The sequence below is a fragment of the Paenibacillus sp. FSL P2-0121 genome (assembly GCF_037975345.1).
GTDB lineage: Bacteria > Bacillota > Bacilli > Paenibacillales > Paenibacillaceae > Paenibacillus_AQ > Paenibacillus_AQ odorifer.
Map to the genome: position 1 here is coordinate 5,198,415 of NZ_CP150245.1, position 20,138 is coordinate 5,218,552.

The following is a 20,138-nucleotide window of genomic DNA, read 5'->3' on the forward strand; positions in this document are numbered from 1 at the left end:
AGCTCCTTTCCTACCAGATGCTGTTCTTAGTGATTCTTTTCGCCAGACCGTTTACTGTAAATAAGAGAACCAAGTTGATGATGGAGTTGAACAGGCCCACCGCAGTTGCAAAGCTGTAATTGGCATTCAACAGGCCGACCCGGTAGACATAGGTGGCAATGATCTCAGAATTAACGAGGTTAAGCGGGTTCTGTAGCAGGTAGACTTTTTCAAAGCCAATCGCCATTACATTCCCTACATTCAGAATCAAAATGATAACGATGGTTGGCACAATCCCTGGCAAATCGACGTGGCGGATTTTTTGAAACCGCGAGGCTCCATCAACTTTGGCAGCTTCATAAAGTGTTGGGTCTATCCCTGCAAGCGCTGCCAAATATACGACTGCACTGTAGCCCGCTGTCTGCCAAATATCAGACCACACATAAATCGAACGGAACATGCCGGGTTCACCTAGGAAGTTAATAGAATCCAGTCCGAAGAAGTTGAGTGCAATGTTGGCAAAACCGAGCCGAGGGGCCAGAAAGAGCATAACGATTGACACCATGACAACCGTCGAGATGAAATAAGGGGCAAACGATACAAGCTGAACGAATTTCTTAAACCTTCCTCCCCGTACCTCATTAATCATGAGCGCAAGAATAATCGGGATTGGAAAACCCGCCAGCAGCTGATAGCCACTAAGCATAATAGTATTCTTGAGCAGTGTCCAAAACTGCGGATTCTCAAAGAAGAGCTGAAAGTTTTTAAATCCGACCCATGGACTTCCCCATATCCCTTTTATGACGTTATAGTCCTTAAAGGCTAGGACAGTGTTCAGCATCGGATAATACTTGAAGATGATAAAAAACAGCAAAGGCGGAATCACAAGCAGATGTAACTGCCAGTGCTTTTTTATGCTTTTGCGAGCATTTTGTAAGAATACGGGGCCTTTGCTTTTCGGCAACGACTTGCGATGTAGTACTAATTCTTTCTCCAGAACAATTCCCCCTAAGCAGATGTCTGTGATTTGTGATAGCGCTTTCTACGGATTGATCATAGATGACTTTTATCTCCAAAAGAAAGGTACACTTGGGTGCTTCAGCGTACAAATCGCCCTATCTGAGGAGCACAAAATAGCAGTAGAACGGCCATTTTTCCGAATTGCAGGGTTGAAATCAGAAAAAGACTGCATCATCCAAAGTGGACAGTGCAGCCTTATGTTATGGCCTATTTTTTTATTCATCCACAGATTGTCTATAGGCACTCGGGGAGACACCCATCAACCTTTTGAATGCGCGTCTGAAGGAATGTGAACTGTTGTAGCCCACCCGCACGGCAATCTCATCCACCGTTAATCCGCTCTCTTTGAGCAGGATGATGGCCTGATCCATTCTGACTTTTATCAAATGGTCGGAGAAATTAACACCCGTGACCTCTTTAAACAGCTGGGAAATGTATTTTTCCGGCCGCTCCACCTGTTCCGCCACCCGGTAAAGGGTTAGTTCCGTATCCGAATAGTTTTTTGCTGTGTAGTCCTTAATCTGCTTGATGATTTGAATATGAATATCTTTCTTTTTATTCGCAATGAGTCCGCACAGCTCTTCCATAATGTCAAAAAATTCGTTCTGGATCGTCTCAAGCGACTCTGATGAGCCAATGTCTATGACCCGCCGTTTGACACTCTCGATATCTGAATATTCGGTAAATGCCTTTTGATCCAATAGCTTGAGAAAAGTCCCCTTCATTTCCCCGACAAGCTGGTGCTTCATTTCGATGGATAATTCTCGCTGCTCCATATTCTGAGCAATAATCGCACGCACAATCCGTTTGGCTTCCTCAAGCTCTCCGGCTCGAATCGTGCTGATTAACCGTTGCTCCGAATCCAGCGGATAATAATAAGTTGTATTCTCAATTTGAGCTTCACTGCTCCAGATAATCCCTTTTTTATTCATATAAACAGCATATTCCAGTGCCTGCTTCGCTTGATCATACGAAAGGCTAACCTCTGTTACCTCTGTGAATAGATCCCCGAAGCCCGCCAGAATGGTAATGCGGTACTCATTAAAGACATTTGTAGCGAGCTCCTCCATCGTCTGGGTGATATTCGCTGCTTCCTGTTCCTTGTCAGCTCCGTCTTCCCTAGAAAAGAACAGCGTTACAACTTTATCAGAGCCCATATCCGTCATCAAGACATCCACGCCAAGATCAGCCAAGGTCTGTTTCAGCAGCAGCCGGGAAGCACTCAGCTCGTTCAGAATTTCAACACTGTCCATACCCGCATAACCGTTAATCTGAACAATTCCTACGTAGCCAGTACTCTGATTCATGCTGATATCCGCCTGTTTGGCGGCAGAGATAATTTCATCCCGCGTTTTGAATTCGCCGGCAATCAGCCGTTTCAGGAAGGCATCTCGGACCAGAGGAAGCTGGCGGTTAAGCTCGGACTCGAGCAGCTTATTTTTGGTAATCATATCGGCTATATTGCCGCTCAAAAAGTCAAATTCATTTCTCTCCGAGGCTTCTTCTTTGCCGAATTGCTCCTTCATGACACTGAGCATACGGTTGATTGGCGCGCTGTTACGGTAAGCTAATATCAGTCCGGCAATCAAACCGATAATTAGAGTGCCTCCCGTAATTTGTATGGAGATTCTCTTGATTTTGTTAGCATTCTCCATCAAAATATCTTGAGGAATCCCGGTCTGATACACCCAGCCATTGGAATCGGAACGGGTAGTAATCACCAGATCATCCTTATAAAACTGACTGACCTTGTTCTTATCAAAAGCTGGATCGTCGAGCATTTTGACCATTTTCTGCTCATCACTTCCTTGCAGAACAATCGTATTCCCTTTAGCATCACTAATATGCACCCAACCCCCATATCGCTCGGTCAGGCCTGAAAGCAGGCTGGAAATATTTTTTTCATCAATAATCACTACTGCGACAGCCGGCGAGGAATCATTAAAGCTATCCAAGGGGAGTGACTGCATATAGGTAATAACCGAGGTTTGCATCCCCCTGCTGACAAAATCACTAAGTGGCTTGATCTCGCTGCGGTGGGTTGTCTCAAGCACTTCTTTTCTCCAATCCTGTAACGAAAGATCCTTATAGTTGAAATTAGAATAGTAATGCTCCGGACGATAGGTCGAACCTGGGGTTAGGATAAGATTATAGTTGGCGAGGTAAATATAATAGTTTTGCAAAAAATCATTAGTCTGGCCGAAGGTCAAAACATTCCGCATCGTTTTCCAAATCCCATACACATTCGTCTCATTTTCACTTTCATTCATAAGAACATTTAGCTCCTGGTTGACCGCCAATTGCCTGGTAAAGCCTTCAACCTCCGCCATACGGCGCTCCAATATCTCCTGACTTTTCTGAAGCTGAGTGACTCCATTCTCAATCGAGATGGACTGTGTCACGGAGATCGAGGTTAGATAGGACATGTACCCGCCAATGCTGGGTATGACCAAAATGACCACATAAGAGATTAGAAATTTACGAAAGATATTGGAATATTTCAGCGTAGTTAGCCTCCCTCAATATGACATTTCGATAGCGCTATCATTACCATAGATTAAAACATTTTGCTTCATAGTCAAGGGTTTGAACTCACTTCACCCTCCTGCACCTCTTCAGAAATGGAAAAAAAACAGCGATCTACGCCGTTATCACTGCCTTTTATCGGCAATTCCGATATTTTATCTATAGTGCGTGGCCCTCCTGTCATTTAGAAAAAAGGGGCCAGTAACGGCCCCCCTTCTTCAATGCTTTGGCTAGACAATCAGTTCTTCTTCTGATCTCTGGCCTCTGATCCAGATGTAAAGACATGATCCGTCGAAGCTTCTTCAATATCGCCGAAGGCCCAATGCGTTGCCGGAACATCTGCCCACTGTGGATTTGTTACATTGGTTAGAGGACCTCTGCCCAAAGCCCTATTTATAACCACAACAGCTTCGGCACGAGTAAGCTTGGCATTAGGACGGAAAGTCCCGTCATTATAACCAGTCAAAATGCCCGTACCTTGGGCTTGCAAAATCGCCGCCTGTGCCCAATGTCCATTGATGTCAGAGAAACCGGAGCCCTTCTGCGTCGAATCCGTTCTAAGCAGGGTCACCAGACTGGCCATTTCTGCACGCGTCAATGGTTGATTAGGTTTAAAGGTGCCATCGCTGTAACCCTTCATTAGTCCCATCTTCGCTGCTTTAGTTATGGCATCAGCACCCCAGTAACCAGAAGGCACATCACTGAACACAACCCCTGCTCCAGTAGCTCCCTTCTCAGCAACATTGGCAAGAATCGTTGCCATCTCAGCACGCGTAATTTCGTGCTCCGGCTGGAAGAACCCACCCGGATAACCTTTGATATATGTGGTATGACGGATCGTATTAGACTCGCCATTTCCTGCAGATCCATCCTCATTTCCAGTTGCCGGAGTTGGCGTCGGAGTCAGGGCAGGTTTAGAAGATGGCTGAGCTGGAATGTATGAGCCACCCGAATCCGTTGATGTTGGTGTTGGTGTTGGTGTCGGTGTTGGTGTTGGTGTTGGTGTTGGACTTGGCGTTGGTGTCGGAGATACAGCAGGACTCGTTGAAACTGTGAATTTCAATTGATCCGTCAGCATGAAATCACCAGATTTCTTCACAGCTTTAAGCGTGTGTATCCCGCCCTCCAATCCCGAAATACTATAAATTTCCTGACGGGTCAGGCGGCTCTGACTATACGCATTCACGGTTTGGACCCGTTGTCCATCCACATAAATATCCATATCACCTTGCTCTGGACCCATAGGTGTGATCAGGCTGATTCCGGTACCCTTGAAGGTATATTCAAAGAAATCACCGTCCACTGATGTGGAGTGAACATCGTTAAGATAATCTCCCTTCACAGTAAACTTAAGGTTCAGCGTCCCCACTGGCTGTGCAGCAAGATAAGATTTATTCAGTGTAACACGGTTACCTGCTACTGAATAATCAGTCCCGAGAACCAGATCATATAATCCGTTAGTAATACCGGCAAAGCTTTCCGCTTGCTGCAGCAATGTCACCTCAATATCTTCCTGAGCGGAAGCAGCTTTATCAAAGCTGGCAGCGATCGGATTAATCATATTCGGAATTTCTACCTTAAGCATATCAAGGAGCATAAATCTGCCTGATTTCTTCACAACCTTGAGCGTGTGCATTCCATCCGGTAAGCCAGAAATGCTGTAAAGGTTCTGAAGTGACATTTGTCCATGATGATAGGCACTGACGGTTTCCTTAAATTGATCGTCAACATATATATCCATATCACCCTGTGACTCATCTACCTCTGTGAACAGCTGAATCCCCGTTCCTCTGAAGGTATATTCAAAAGAATCACCATTCTGCTCCGTATATTGCACATCGTCTTTATAGTCACCCAATCCTCTGCCACTGCTGCGGTTCCAAGTGCCATTGTACTTAACTGTCGAATCATCGTTATTAATCATCACATAACGAATGCCTGTAGAATCACTAATTTGTATCGACAGGGTCTGTGGATCACCAGTGTTAAAAATGAAAATCAAGTCGGTTGTGCCTGCCGGCTGCTGCGCAAGGTATTGCTTATGAATGGTCAATTTATCATTCGTCACCGTAAAATCGTCTTCCGAAAGTGCCTCGCCATTATTTTCAATACCGCTCAGTGTATTACCATTCAAATTCAGAGTGACAGTAACATCCTCTTGTTGTTCTATTGCTTGGTCGAATCGAGCAGATGTCGGAGTAATGGTACTATTCTGTTCTCCTGCTGGAGTTTCTGTAGTCACCTTAAATGCGTCAAGCAGCATAAAATCACCTGAGCTTTTGACCACTTTAAGCGTGTGAGAGCCGTTAGCCAGTCCTGAGACACTGTACAGATTTTGCTGTACCTCTCTTGATCCTGTTTTATAAGCACTAACGGTCTGTGCAGCCTCATTGTCCAGCGTAATAATCACATCTCCCTGAGATTCATGCTTTTCGGTCAGCAGGTCAATGCCAGTGCCCGTAAAGGTGTACTCAAAGGAATCCCCGTTCTTCTCGGAATAATGCACATCGTCTTTATAATCACCCAATCCTCGAGATGAGCTTACCTGCCATGCGCCATTATATTTAATGCCGCTGTCATTATCATTAATGTAAACTACATTAGTGACCGTTGCCTTGTTCGCAGCAGACGAATTCTCAGACGGGTCAGTCCCATAGTTCGTAATATCCGATTGTGAAGCCATCGACGGAGCAGACGAGGAATCCTTGATCGTAATGCTCAAATCCTGCTTTCCTTCTAGCAGCTCTTTGCCGCCATTACGCTTCCAATCCCCGCTGTAGCGCATACCTGTATCATCATCATTGACTGTAGAGGTGCCACCTAATGCTGTAACTTTAAGCATCCGTGACGCATGAGGTTCAAGTATGCCTCCGCTAAATTCCTTCTCAAAGTCTCCCAGCTCAGTGTAACTCCATAAATCGCGAACGGAAGCCGGACCTTCAAGGCCGAGATCACTCCATTTGACTTTCACCTCCGCACTCCGACTGCCCAGATTGAACAGAGCTACGCTGTAAGTGCCATCTCCATTATTGGCATACCAAACCTGCTGCTGGGTATCCATAGATACCGGATGGCCTGGACGTCCTGCCTGATTTACGGCAATCACCTCATCATTGGTAAGCAATTCTAGACCATAGCTGTCCAGCCTAGTCATGTCATTACCTGTATACAGTGGTACGGAAGAGATTGACCAGAATGTCATCGCGGATTTCCGCTCGTCTTTGGTCAGACCATCCATAGATCCGTTACCAACGTTCAGGGAATCAAAATCATTCCAACCCCCAGGACCTGCATCCCTCCACCAAAGTGCTGCTTTGGGGAACAAGCGGGAAATACTCGGCCAGGCTGTCAGCCCACTGCCATCGTAAGCTTCCACATCCCAGTCAATTCGCCAACCGTTGGCATACTTTTTCCAGAAATCCACGTAATTGTGATCGAGCGCCCAGGACAGCTCAAACCAGATGTTATTTCTGTCAAAAGCCTTAGACCATGCCTCAACATCGCCGCGCGCATCACGGCTCAAGTTATCAATCCCCGAGCCAGGAGTCACGCTGTCAAATTTGACGAAATCAATGCCCCACTCGCCAATCATATCGGCAATAGAATCCACATACTTCTGGGCACATGGATTCGTGAAATCAATTTTATAAGTGTAGGAATTCCAATAATCCATAATGGTAAGCGGCTTGGCTGTAATGTCCTGTATGCGGCATTGGCCACCAGTCCCGTAAATCTCAAGATTCCGATTATAGGCATCGATGGATACCCCCGGAATCATATAGATTCCAATTTTCTGTCCATTATTATGAACATAGTCGATGACCTCTTGAAATCCGTTAGGATATAAGGTCTCACTTGGAATCGGTCTGCCGTATTCATCCATGTCGCCATTCCAGCCCGCATCAATATTGATGTATTCATATCCATGGGCTTGCAACTTCTCATGCATAACATCCGATTGTTTCTTAATGCTTTCGGCCGAGGTCCATTTACCTGCACCGTCGTACACCTGCATGCTGTAACTGCTCCAGCCCATATACGGCTTTTGCGCCATACTTTTCTCAGCTGCTAGTGCCACATTGCCCTGCGTTCCTGTGAAACCGAACTGCGCTGCTGCAATTATAAATACCAACAGGCTCATTCCCAGCTTTTTTCCCATTCGCTTCAAATTATCCTTACCCCCTCATGAAATGTGGTTAAAATTTCTTTGATAGCGCTTTCTTTACGGGATGATCATAAAGGAAGAACGAGTTCCACGATAGGTACATTTCCGCATTTTACGTACAAATAACCCAAAAACAAGGGGACAAATGAACAACGGAACAAACATTATTCCTCCAACACTAGAAACTTAAGGAAGATAATGTGAGCTGGATGTATTTTGAAAATTATTAATAAAGACCCTTTTGACCTTATGTAACGTGATGGAAATCACATGATTTAATGTAAAATAAATGAATAATTTAGAAATGAAATACAATTATCTTAATCGATGCATGATATGCTCTAGAAAGGGAGATAGGATTGAAGTTGGATTTGGAAGAGTTGAATGTGGATTCCTTGATTCAGATGCTTAAGGCATCATTTTCATTTGAGAATTGGGATGCCATGATTGAAATTGCAGACAAGCTACATGAACAAATTTCCATCATATATGAAAACAATAGTAACCTCATAAGAGGTCCTAAACTGAAGCGGAGTATCCCCTATTATTTTGGATATAGCTCATGCGCAAAAGGTATAGCACTACAAAAGTCCGGTAAGTTTGACGAGGCAAAACTATGTATTCAGAAGTATGCTGACCTTGGCTGGATAGGAGGTTTAGATGAAGAGGCCATTTATGAAGTCGAATATTACCGCAATATAGCAAAAGCCAATTCATACGTTATCGATCTGCTGGAAGGCAAAATGGGAGTGCTACATAAATACGTTGAGTTTATTAGAAAAAGTGATGATGAAGAATTATTGCCGGGACTCATTACAATCTTAGAATCTTCGATAATGCATGATTATTCCGTTGATTGGATTCTGAAGGAATTCAAAATCAATGTTGATGACATAGGAGAACATGAGACTATTGTGAATATCAAATACCATGAGGATTACATTTATTTGCTGGCGATGTATTACTATAAACAAGAGAATATGTACGATACAATCAACACTATTCTAGAAATCTTGTTATTAAGCATCAAGCTAGACGATGATACAGGCTTCAAAAAATCAGCAGCGCTCTTTGAACTCCTTAGAGACCACGCCGATCAATCACAACTCAAAGTGCATCACAATATCATGAAAACAATAATCGAAAAAGAGTTTACTAGGTCCTTCAGCTCGCGAATCGAGTTCAGCAAAATACACAGTTAAGCATCACGGAGGTCATCGTTGATTGGATTATAAAGTTGGTTATAAAAAAGGAGTGGTTCTCCGGTTGATGGGGGGAATCACTCCTTTAGGGTGTATTGGTCCCGGTCCATACGGTGCATTCTGCGGGATTTATACCGTAGATTTCGCCACATTCGCTCGATCAGCTGCATTCTGCGGGATTTATACCGTTCATTTCACCGTATTCGCCCGATCCGGTACATTCTACGGGATTTATACCGTTCATTTCGCCACATTCGCTCGATCAGCTGCATTCTGCGGGATTTATACCGTTCATTTCACCGTATATGCTCGATCTGGTGACATTCGCTCGATCCGCCATATTCTAGGGCATTTATGCCTCTCTTTTCCCCACATTCGCTCGATTCGCCACATTCTAGGGCATTTTTGCCTCTCTTTTCCCTGCATTCGCTCGATCCGCCACATTCTAAGGCATTTATGCCTCTCTTTTCACCCCATTCGCCCGATCCGCCACATTCTAGGGCATTTTTGCCTCTCTTTTCCCTGCATTCGCTCGATCCGCCACATTCTAAGGTATTTATGCCTCTCTTTTCACCACATTCGCCCGATCCGCCACATGCTAGGGCATTTATGCCTCTCTTTTCGCCACCTTCACTCGATCCGGTACATTCTGCGGGATTTATACCGTAGATTTCTCCGTATTCGCCCGATCAGCTGCATTCTGCGGGATTTATCCCGTTCCTTTCGCCACATTCGCTCGATCAGCTGCATTCTGCGGGATTTATACCGTTCATTTCACCGTATTCGCCCGATCCGGTACTTTCTACGGGATTTATACCGCTAATTTCGCCACATTCGCTCGATCAGCTGCATTCTGCGGGATTTATACCGTTCATTTCGCCACATCCGCTCGATCAGCTGCATTCTGCGGGATTTATACCGTTCATTTCGCCACATCCGCTCGATCAGCTGCATTCTGCGGGATTTATACCGTTCATTTCTCCGCATTTTGCTCGATCCGGTAACATCCACTCCATCCGCCACATTCTAAGGCATTTTTGCCTCTCTTTTCACCACATTCACTCCATCCGCCACATTCTAAGGCATTTTTGCCTCTCTTTTCGCCACTCCCACTCCATCCGCCACATTCTAGGGCATTTTTGCCTCTCTTTTCGCCACTTCCGCTCCATCCGCCACATTCTACGGTATAACTCCCGCTCCCTTTTCGCCGCTTCCACTCCAGCCGAGGTCTATCTGCCCGCCCCAGCATAAAGGTTTTTCACTCCCCCTCAGAACCTCGCTTAATAAAATCACTTAATAAACTTGAACCCATTAAGATTCAATAAATATCCGCTAGAGCCGGTAAATTTTAGATATACATTATGCGTGCCGGTGGCGCCGCTGATTGCACATGTTTTAGTCACCCAGGTCTGCCAGCCGCCTGTTCCCGCTACCGGACAAGTTCCAACCAGAGTTCCAGTTGAGCTGTCCAGTCTAATTTCGATAGTTCCTCCAGATGTACCGCTCGCTACTCTTGCTTCGAAACTTGTGGGTCCGACGCTTCCAAAGTTAACATTATTAAACGCGATATAATCGCCATTCTCTATATAGCCGACATTCTGACCGCCTTCGGAACTCGCTTCATTTTTCACACCAGACATGCTGGTATAACGTTCTGCTTCGATCGTCGAATAGGCATCATAATAATTTGTTTTTAACCACTCCGCAGTGTTCCAAGAAACTTTTGAGACCCCGGCATATTGATTTACTGTGGAGACAACGCCAGATAGAGGAACTGTTTTATAAGCATAAGGCAATTGCTCGTTATACCCATAAGTGAATGTAAAAGGCGTAGATGGCGGGTTTGATTTACTCATATTTTCAATTCCGACTATTGATGATGACCAAGCCCACTGGCCAATGGTTGCTTTGTTATTCCAATTCATTCCGTTAGTAAAGGCATTAACGCCATTATTATCCCAGCTGCTGCCTGTATAGGTTGTTCCGCTACTAGTTGTTACTGTAGAATTTACAATTAAACTATGGTTCATCGCATCCTTAAACAATACGTCAAAAGGTGCATTCATATTAGCGGTATCATCCCCTTGACGCTCCGCACCAATCAGCGGTTCATTAAAAGCATTATAGACATTGGTGTCCCCCGCTATAGAAGCTCCATTTCTGGCGTTCATTCCACGCGATAATTTATCATGACCATATTTGGAGATTGCAGTAACGCTGTCGAGTACATTCTGATGTGTAGAATTATCAAAAGAATTATTAAATAGATGCCCGACTCCTTGACGAATCATTGGCAGACGCGACCCAACATTTGTATAACGATTGTATGCTAAAGTTAAGCGAAGTCTTTGATTTCCATCTTTAATTTCCACACCGTTAGAACCCACATAATTCGTATAATCCTTGTCACCCGATCCTACCAAATGAACTTTGGAGTGATAGGCGGCATAAGCCATAATTTGATTTTTGGTAGCCCCTTCGTTACGCATTTTATAATAAAGGCTGGTGGAGGAGTTCAGTGATCCTGTTGCATATTTTTGCTCCATATATTCAATTGACTTATAAATAGAGCTACTAGTCGCTGGATTTTGAGCTGCCGCTAGACCAAATTCGTTCCAAGAATAAGTTACATTCGTTGAACCATTTTCCATATCAATCATTCCATCCGCGGCTATCGAAAACTTACAGTGGTCTACCCATACATTGTTTGCGCCATTTACCTTGATAAAAGTCCAGCCTACCTCTTTGTGCTCACCTGTATCATCCCATTGCCACATTTCATCAAAATTGAGATTTCTAATGACAATATCATTCACTGAGCTCTGCAATTTTAATTCTGCGTGTTTAATAGTTTTACCTGAAGCTGAAAAAATCGTTAATCCATCAATATTGGCTATGCTTAATTTGGATACACCGGAGGTTATTAAGAGTGGGTTCGTGAATCCGTTTGATGGATCAGGATATTTTGTAACAAAGCTATATTTTGAAATTTCAGTAGAATTTAGTGCTAATTCAGTCCACCCTAAGTTTAGATTATCTGTAACTTCAATAACTTTTACAGCACCACTGCCTGCATCCAAGATTGCTTGTAAAAACTCTCGGCCACTGCTGACCGTTCGATAATATGAGGTACCTGCATAACTGCTTCTATCTTTTACACCTAATGATGCAAAACCAGGAACTGATAAAAAACTGCTGTCATAACCCTGCTCAACCTTAGATGCGTTAGGAATTGTATTTACCGCTGCCGCCTCTGCTTTGCCTGCTAGATTAGAACAAGTTAAAGTCACCAATAAACTTCCCAGCATTAAACTACGTAGCACTTTTTTAATCATTTGATCCGATCCCTCCTACTTATTTTAGTGAAACGACCCTACCTGAATGATCACCCCCTTTAATGAAAGCGCATCCAATAATGATATAAAAAGATCCCCTCCGATTGACTGTGATTAGACTCATCTACCATGAGGTCTGTTTCCACTGCCTACCTGAGGGGAATCCTACAAAACCATTCCTTGTTGCCATACAAGTCTATCTATACTAAATTTGGATCGATCATTCGCAGCGTTCCGTCCGCATTATACTTTAATTCAGTAACCTTCACACAGCGCTTATGGCTCACACCGTCCGACATAGAACTATCATGATAAAATAGGTACCATTTGTCCCGAAAGTTCACGATGGAATGATGCGTTGTCCATCCGATCACCGGGGTCAGAAGTGTGCCTTGAAACGTAAAGGGTCCCAGCGGATTGTCTCCAATGGCGTAGACGATTTTATGTGTGTTCCCTGTAGAATAACTGAGGTAGTATTTCCCCTCGTATTTATGCATCCAAGGACCTTCAAAAAATCTTCTTTCTTCATCGCCTGCCAGAATAGGACGTCCTTCAGTATCAATGATGGAGATTTCCATTAATTTGTCCTGAAAGGACAACATATCCTTGCTTAGCTTTGCCACGCGAGGTCCCAATGCAGGTTCGTGTGGAGCCGGCCCTGTGCCATCAGGCATGTAGGTATCCGTACTCCACTTCTCCAGCTGCCCCCCGCGAAGCCCTCCTAAGATCAGATAAACCTCGTCGTCATCGTCGTTGAATACGGCCGGATCAATGCTGAAGCTTCCCTCCATGTAATCCGCCTCCGGCGTAAAAGGTCCCGCCGGTGAATCCGCTGTCGCCACACCAATCCGAAACACCCCGCTGAGATCCCGCGCCGGAAAATAAAGATAATATTTGCCGTTTCGGAAGCCAGCGTCTGGAGCCCACATTTGCTTGGATACCCACGGGACATCCTTCATATGGAGTATTTCACCATCGTCTACGAATTCTGCTGACCTATCATCCATAGTTAGAACATGGTAATCCTCCATAGCATAATGATCTCCATCTAAGTTGTTGGGAACGCTGATTTCAAGATCGTGAGACACATAAATATATAGTTTATCCTCAAAAACATGAGCCGACGGATCAGCAGTGTAAATATGTTTTACCAGAGGCTCATTTCGCTTCGAAACATTCAGCATAAGCTTCTCCTTTGTTTTGGGGTTATTCGGTTACTTGGTTATTCACTTACTTGGTGATTCGGAACCAATCGATATCAAGATATCCTCCATTGCCGGAACCTACGGCAAATAGACCTGTCTTAGCCCCCACCCAATGTCCTTCTATAGCTTGAAATGACTCTACAGGTACGGAAGTGAAGTCTGTACCCTCCAAGCTGTAGCCGAAATGGCAAGTCGCATCCTCTAATACCTCGACCCGCAAGAAGAGACTATCCGTGTCTATCAAAGGATATGACCACATTTCTGTCTCTCCCGTATCATCTCCTTGCATAAGCGATAGGGCTAGCGTCCCCTTCAGTTCTTGATCCTCTAATCTTCGTACCACCAAGCAAGAATAACGATAACCAAAAATCATCAAACCTCCGGACTCCCCTATTCCCAAGCCCGAAGGGTCAACCTTGCAGGCTGCTGTAAACGAAAGTGCTGGGAATTTCTGCAGCAAGAGCTGCGGACTATGGTATAGCCCTTTGTTGTCTACGGGTTTATGTTCAGCATTTAACCGAAGATAGCTCTCTCTTGCCTCGAGACTATACCAAGACGATTTGGGGTTAGACTGCCACTGCCACTGCAATCCAAGCGTTGAAGACTCGAAATCGTCAGAAGTTGCAGGCACTGACACTGCGTATGCCTTCCCGACCTCAGGCTTTCGGTAACGTATCACTGGCACTCCAGCTCCATCGCTTGCTTGAAGCTCTCCCATCAAAGGCCAGTCATCTACCCAACTGACCGGCTGCAAATGAACGACCCGGCCATAAGGTCCTTTATCCTGGAAATGGATAAACCACGATTCGCCCGAATCCAGCTCCACTAGTCCGCCTTGATGCGGGCCGTTTACTGAGGTCTGCCCTTGTTGCAGAACGATTCGGTCCTCGTAAGGGCCCCAGATGTTTCGGGAACGGAACACTGTCTGCCATCCGGTTGCCACGCCCCCTGCCGGAGCAAGGATATAATAATATCCGTTGCGCTGGTATAACTTTGGTCCTTCCAGAGTCGGATGATTTTCGGTTCCATCATAGATAATCCGGCCTTCGTCCAGCAGCCCTTTACCGTCAGCGGACATTCGGCACAGCCGCAGCTTGTGCTTAATGCCGCTGCGGCTCTTCGCATAGGCATGAATCAAATACGCCTGTCCGTCCTCGTCCCAGAAGGGACAAGCATCAATTAAGCCTTTGCCTGCCTGAACCAGATGCAGTGGCGTCCATTCTCCGGCAGGGTCCACCGCCGAAGTCATCATGATGCCGACATCTGGATCGCCATAGAAGATCCAGAACTTCCCGCCATGGAATCTTAGGCTAGGTGCCCAAATGCCATTGCCATGCTGCGGACGGTCATACCCCTCCAAGTTCATCTCCAGCACAGCATGATTGATGATTGCCCAATTGACTAAGTCCTTCGAATGCAGGATCGGCAATCCGGGAATGTGCCCGAAGCTAGAAGCGGTCATATAAAAGTCATCACCGACGCGAATTACGTCCGGGTCCGAATAGTCCGCATGCAGGATTGGATTGATATAAGTTCCGTCTCCCTGATCTGAAACCCAAGGCTCTGCGTATTCTCCAAGATTCATGTAGTAATCCTCCCCATGTCCTTTTCCTTTTTATCCTTTGACCGAACCGCCTGTCAGACCTTGAATCAGATAACGCTGAATAAACATAAAGAGCACAATAGGCGGTATCAATCCAATAATGCTGCCTGCCGCGAGCGATCCATACTCTACACTGTACTGGCCGATCAAATACTTCAGTCCGATTGGGATCGTAAATTTGGACGCATCTGTCAGGAATGAGAAAGCAACCAAGAACTCATTCCAGCAGCCGATAAAGGCGAACAGCGCAGTCGCTACGATCCCCGGCAGAATCACTGGCGTAATGATCGTGAACAAGACCCGGAATCTTCCTGCTCCGTCGACCATAGCCGCTTCGTCAATTTCCTTCGGAATACCAGATACAAACCCTTGCATCAACAGCGAGTTGAACGCAACCTGTGAAACGATATAGAACAATATGATCGCAAAAGGCGTATTCATAATCCCCATGCTCTTAAAAATCAGGAACAGCGGGATGACGAATAAGATTACCGGAAGCATCTGAGTGCCCAGCATCATAAGCATAAAAGCATTTTTTCCAACAAATTTAAATCTGCTCAAAGCATAGCCGTTAAAAATCGACAGCAATGTAATAAAGATCACCGACACCGTACAGATGAAAAGACTGTTTACAAAAAATCTCGAAAAATTGTTGACACTCCACACCTTTATGAAATTATCAAACGTAATTGGATGCGGAAGGTAACGAATCGTGGAGCTGATAATATCATTCTCATGCTTAAGGGAAGTTGAGATGTCCCAAAGAAAAGGCAGCAGGACAAACAACAACGTAACAGTCATAGGAATATAGAACAAACACAAAGTGGTTAAAAAACGTTTAAGCTTACTCATTTTGGCCACCTCTGCTTAATTTCATATAGACGACCACAAAAATCATTAGAACAGCGAAGGAAAGGACCCCCATAGCCGAACTATAGCCATAATTCCCGTTCAAAATTGCCGTCTGGAACATATAAATCGGGAGAGTGGTTGTCATATTCATTGGACCGCCGTTTGTCATCGTGAAGATCATATCGATAGAGTTGAACTCCCAGATGGCTCTTAGCATCGTAGTGAAAATAATACTTTCCTTAAGATAAGGCAGGGTAATGGAAAATAACTTTCTTGCCTTTCCGCAACCGTCGACTTCGCAGGACTCGTAGACTTCTTTCGGAATAGACTGCAAGGAAGCAAGCAGCGCGACTGCGAAGAACGGAATCCCTCTCCACAACTCGGCCAGTACAACCGAACCGAATACGGTATGGGTGTTCGACAGCCAAGCGATATTCTCGTGAATAATCCCTAACCTCTTCAAAAGATCGTTAATGACTCCGATATGCTGGTTGTACATGAGCGACCACAGCATTGTCGTAAGAACGCCTGATACCGCCCAAGGAATAAGCACGAGCGAACGTATAACGCCTCTAAACCGGAAGGCCTGATTAAGCAGCAGGGCCACACCTAAGCCGAACACGAGCTGAAGAACGACTTCAATAACCACCCACTTGATGGTTATCCATAGCGAGCTTGGGAACAGATCGTCATGGAATAAAATCTGCTTAAAGTTACTCCACCCGGCAAAACCGTCATCCATCGGCCGAGTCAAGTCATAGTTCTGAAAGCTTAGTTGGAAGACTTGTAAAATAGGGTAGAACATAATGACCGCCATGAGAACGACAGTCGGGATGATCAGAACGTAAGGAAATATCCTGTCGCTGCCGATCATCTTGTTTTTTCTCTTGGACGTTCCCGTCACTTGTCCTGTTGCTAATTGTTGTTTCACCTTCATGAAATAATCACCTCAATAAGAATAATAGGCTATGCATGAAGCTAGCTAAATAATATATCTTGCAAAGTTTGTTTGTTTTTTTGAAAATAAAAAATAGCAGCAAAAAAACAACCTCATCCCAATCATTGACTGGAATAAGGCTGTTTGTGAACGCTTTCCAACTATTACGAGCTATGCTGCTGTCTATACTCCATCGGGGTAAACCCTGTATGCCGCTTGAACAAAACACTAAAATACTGGGTATTCACATACCCAATTTTCTCAGCAACCTCATATACCTTTAAATCGGTATGCACAAGCAGTTCAGTAGCTTTATCTATTCGCACTTGGACAATATACTCACAAAAATTAACATCCGTATACTTTTTAAACAAAGTACTGACGTACGATGGTGTAATGTGGACCGTCTCCGCTACTTCTTTTAAGTCCAGATTCTCATTCTGATAATGATTTGCGATATAATCCATAATTGTGCGAAGAATAGCTTGATGCGAATTGCTTGAATATTTGACCTGATCATAGAAAATAATCGATTGATCCATCCGGACATCCTTCATCTGTGTCGCAATCAATGCTTCCTCGTAGGAGACGCCAATATGTTTAAACCCTTCACCAATACTGCCTATACCGATCTTGGCGTGAACTTTGAGATATTGCTCAATCATCACTGTTAAGCGGCGGGCAATAAGCTCGGTATCCTGCTTCAGCTTCTCCGCACCCTCGTTTCGGTAGTTGAACAACAGATTGATCCGGTGGTTATATTGAATCGCATACACCTGAACCCCGTCGCAAATTGCAGATTCTAGCACCTCATTGCAAAGGTTTTTGAGAGTGAACAATAATAGCTCCAGATCGACGGGTTTATTGGGTTTAAGAAACCTTCCGACACCATCCAAGCTCAGAACAGCCATCACGAACACCGAGCCGCAAAACGTTAAATCGAGCAGCTTCGCCTCCCTATCAATCGCTTCCTCATTCCCCGACCCAGAGATCAACTCGCTAAAAAATTGGTTCACGATAAGACCATGGCTTTTTATATCCTTCTCACGTTTTCTCCGCTCTTCCTCCAGTGCGTCAGACGCATTCATGATTGTCCGCAGGATTTTATCGTTATCTTCATACTTTAATATGTAATCAAACGCTTGAAGCTGTAGCGCCTCCTTAGCATAAGAAAAATCATCATACCCCGTTAAGAAGACAATCTTCAAATCTAAGCCATTCTCCTTCACTTGGGCGGCAAGCTTCAGTCCATCCATAAAAGGCATGCGAATATCCGAGAGCAGTAGATCCGGCTTCTCCCTTTGGATAAGTTCCCAAGCTTCCTTCCCGTCCACTGCAACTCCTGCCACCTGAATGTTTCCCTGATCCCAATGAATATTCCTGCGAAGCCCTTCCCTAATCCATTCATCATCGTCTGCAATGACCAGCTTATGCACGATTCGTCACCTCATTTTTCGTATATGGAATCCTTACAGTCACTATGGTATAAACCCCCTCTTCACTATCCAGCCGAATCCCGAACCCGTAGCCGAATTGCAGCGCCAGCCGTCGGTGAACATTACGCAGCCCGAATGTCACTGGAGCCTCTTGAACATTCTGCGCTTGAATAGAAGTATTCATCTCCTGTACCTTCTCTACATCCATCCCTGCACCATCGTCGAAGACTTCAATTATTGCTGCATCCCCGCTTGGCCTTCCTGTTATTCTGATGATCCCTTTTCCCTTCTTGTTTTTGATGCCATGATAGATGGCGTTCTCGACAATAGGCTGCAAGGTCAGTTTCATGATAGGAAGATGCATAATGCTCTCTTCAACTTGAATCTCAAATTCAAAATCTTTCTGGTAACGGATATTTTGAATTTGCAAGTAGCTTTGAACATGCTCAATCTCTTCTCTAAGCGTTATGACCTCCCGCCCTCTGCTAATGCCGATCCGAAAAAAGTGGGCCAGCGCACTAACCATTGTCGATGCCTTTTCCTTCTCACCCAAATCAATCATATGTTTGATAGATCCGAGAGTGTTGTATAGAAAATGTGGTTGAATTTGCGACTGCAATGCTAATAACTCCATTTGCCGCTTCTGTTCCTGTTCATCCTTAACTTGCTCCAGCAATTGGCGAACCGAATCGACTAAATTCTCCAACCCACTGGCTAATACACCAATTTCATTTTGCTCTTTCAGCTGAAAGTTAACATTTAGGTTCCCTTGTCTAAAACTCTTCACTTGTTTGGACAAATAACGGATGGGATTCGTCAGGCTGCTGGCAAAATAGGTTGCCATGATAATAAAAACTACGAGAATAACAGCTACGATTGTAAGCGTTATCGATTTAATCTGGCTTGCCTTGGCTAAGATATCGCTTTCAGGAACGATGGCGGCGAGCTTCCACCCGTTCAGCGATAACGTTGTAAAGTGAATCATCATACGTTGGTCCGACTTGCTGGCCGCCCTTAAATCTCCCTGGTGATTAGCGTTATTACGGATATCGTTCACGATCTCATCGCCGATAGCGTACTCTTTGGATAACGGCTTGGAATACATCACCCCAGCTGGACTGATCAGAGCCAGCGAGCCATTGGGACTAATATTGACATTCTGTAAAATGTCGAGCAGATAGGATTCCTTCATATTAATGAGAGCCATGCCACTGACCTCGGAATCAAGATTTCCGATAATTTTAAATACGCTTACAACATTACGTTTCGTGACAGTAGTAAACACTTGATCCTCATGCGTATTCAACCAGTAATAACTGCTTTCTGCATCCTTTTGGTTGTATTCGGCCAGCCATTCATTAAGATTCACACCGACATGCCGGGGAATAAAGTCCTTCTGTATGTTGAAGGTCCGGCCATTATTAAACGTGACAAAAATTGAATCGATGACTTGCAAATGATTCCGGTAGGCTTCCTCGAACTGTTTATGAAGATCGATGATATCATCGTAGCGATGTTCTCCTTCGTCTTGTCCATTATCTAATAAAATATATTGAAAAGCCGAATTGTTCTCGATTGACACTAGCTGTTCGAAGATCGTATAAAGCTTATCGTTAAGAAAAAAGCCCGTTTGCTCGGTCGTATCGCTTAGCAAATAATAAGCGTTTTGTTCGAGCTGCTTAACGGCAGTGAAATAGGAAAAAAAACCGGTAAGCGCAACGGATGACACAAGAATAGGCAAAAAATAGATAAGCAGCTTAATTTTGATTGGGCTTCTAGAAAGATACGAGATCATGTATTTCCCCCAAATGAAGTCGTTTCGGATTCTCCTCTTATAATAACTCCTAGCTCGAAGAGATGGGTTTGTTTTTTATCAGA

13 protein-coding genes are annotated in these 20,138 nt (G+C 44.6%); 1 reads left to right on the plus strand and 12 read right to left on the minus strand.

All coding sequences use genetic code 11. The features are described 5' to 3' along the window. Positions 1-10 precede the first annotated feature (10 nt). The 3 genes from MKY54_RS23045 to MKY54_RS23055 all read right to left on the minus strand — a co-directional run bounded on the left by MKY54_RS23045 (position 11) and on the right by MKY54_RS23055 (position 7,684). A complete protein-coding gene (locus MKY54_RS23045; RefSeq protein WP_248548341.1) occupies positions 11-943 on the minus strand; it encodes an ABC transporter permease subunit in 933 nt (310 codons plus the stop codon). Between the two features lie 271 nt (positions 944-1,214). Then, positions 1,215-3,425 (minus strand): helix-turn-helix domain-containing protein, encoded by a 2,211-nt coding sequence (locus MKY54_RS23050; protein ID WP_081388275.1) that lies wholly within the window; start codon positions 3,423-3,425, stop codon positions 1,215-1,217. A gap of 338 nt (positions 3,426-3,763) precedes the next feature. Then, entirely contained in the window at positions 3,764-7,684 is a 3,921-nt protein-coding gene (locus MKY54_RS23055; RefSeq protein ID WP_339191259.1) for a X2-like carbohydrate binding domain-containing protein, read from the minus strand. A 365-nt stretch (positions 7,685-8,049) separates the two neighbouring features. On the opposite strand from MKY54_RS23055, the gene MKY54_RS23060 reads away from it, so the two are divergent. After that, entirely contained in the window at positions 8,050-8,892 is an 843-nt protein-coding gene (locus MKY54_RS23060; RefSeq protein ID WP_076308195.1) for a hypothetical protein, read from the plus strand. A gap of 819 nt (positions 8,893-9,711) precedes the next feature. Here MKY54_RS23060 and MKY54_RS23065 read toward each other — a convergent pair. The 9 genes from MKY54_RS23065 to MKY54_RS23105 form a co-directional block, all read right to left on the minus strand. Continuing rightward, positions 9,712-9,879 carry a hypothetical protein gene (locus MKY54_RS23065; RefSeq protein ID WP_339188081.1) on the minus strand — a complete coding sequence of 56 codons (168 nt, stop codon included), beginning with the start codon at positions 9,877-9,879 and terminating at the stop codon, positions 9,712-9,714. Continuing rightward, entirely contained in the window at positions 9,866-10,141 is a 276-nt protein-coding gene (locus MKY54_RS23070; RefSeq protein WP_339188082.1) for a hypothetical protein, read from the minus strand. Before MKY54_RS23070 ends, MKY54_RS23065 begins: the two co-directional genes overlap by 14 nt. Before the next feature lie 40 nt (positions 10,142-10,181). Continuing rightward, positions 10,182-12,227 carry a carbohydrate-binding protein gene (locus tag MKY54_RS23075; protein ID WP_339188084.1) on the minus strand — a complete coding sequence of 682 codons (2,046 nt, stop codon included), beginning with the start codon at positions 12,225-12,227 and terminating at the stop codon, positions 10,182-10,184. Between the two features lie 200 nt (positions 12,228-12,427). Next, the gene (locus MKY54_RS23080; protein ID WP_339188086.1) at positions 12,428-13,411 is read right to left on the minus strand and encodes a glycoside hydrolase family 43 protein; all 984 of its coding nucleotides are present in this window, start codon (positions 13,409-13,411) and stop codon (positions 12,428-12,430) included. A 46-nt stretch (positions 13,412-13,457) separates the two neighbouring features. Then, positions 13,458-15,017, minus strand: coding sequence for a glycoside hydrolase 43 family protein (locus MKY54_RS23085; protein ID WP_339188087.1), 1,560 nt, complete (start codon positions 15,015-15,017; stop codon positions 13,458-13,460). A gap of 30 nt (positions 15,018-15,047) precedes the next feature. After that, positions 15,048-15,887: a carbohydrate ABC transporter permease gene (locus tag MKY54_RS23090; protein ID WP_076128910.1), complete on the minus strand. Its 840-nt coding sequence runs from the start codon at positions 15,885-15,887 to the stop codon at positions 15,048-15,050. Continuing rightward, positions 15,880-16,824 carry a sugar ABC transporter permease gene (locus MKY54_RS23095; RefSeq protein WP_076128908.1) on the minus strand — a complete coding sequence of 315 codons (945 nt, stop codon included), beginning with the start codon at positions 16,822-16,824 and terminating at the stop codon, positions 15,880-15,882. The genes MKY54_RS23090 and MKY54_RS23095 overlap by 8 nt, the downstream gene beginning before the upstream one ends. Before the next feature lie 164 nt (positions 16,825-16,988). Next, positions 16,989-18,260: a response regulator gene (locus tag MKY54_RS23100; protein WP_076219246.1), complete on the minus strand. Its 1,272-nt coding sequence runs from the start codon at positions 18,258-18,260 to the stop codon at positions 16,989-16,991. Then, positions 18,253-20,055, minus strand: coding sequence for a histidine kinase (locus MKY54_RS23105; protein WP_339188090.1), 1,803 nt, complete (start codon positions 20,053-20,055; stop codon positions 18,253-18,255). The genes MKY54_RS23100 and MKY54_RS23105 overlap by 8 nt, the downstream gene beginning before the upstream one ends. Between the last annotated feature and the right edge of the window lie 83 nt (positions 20,056-20,138).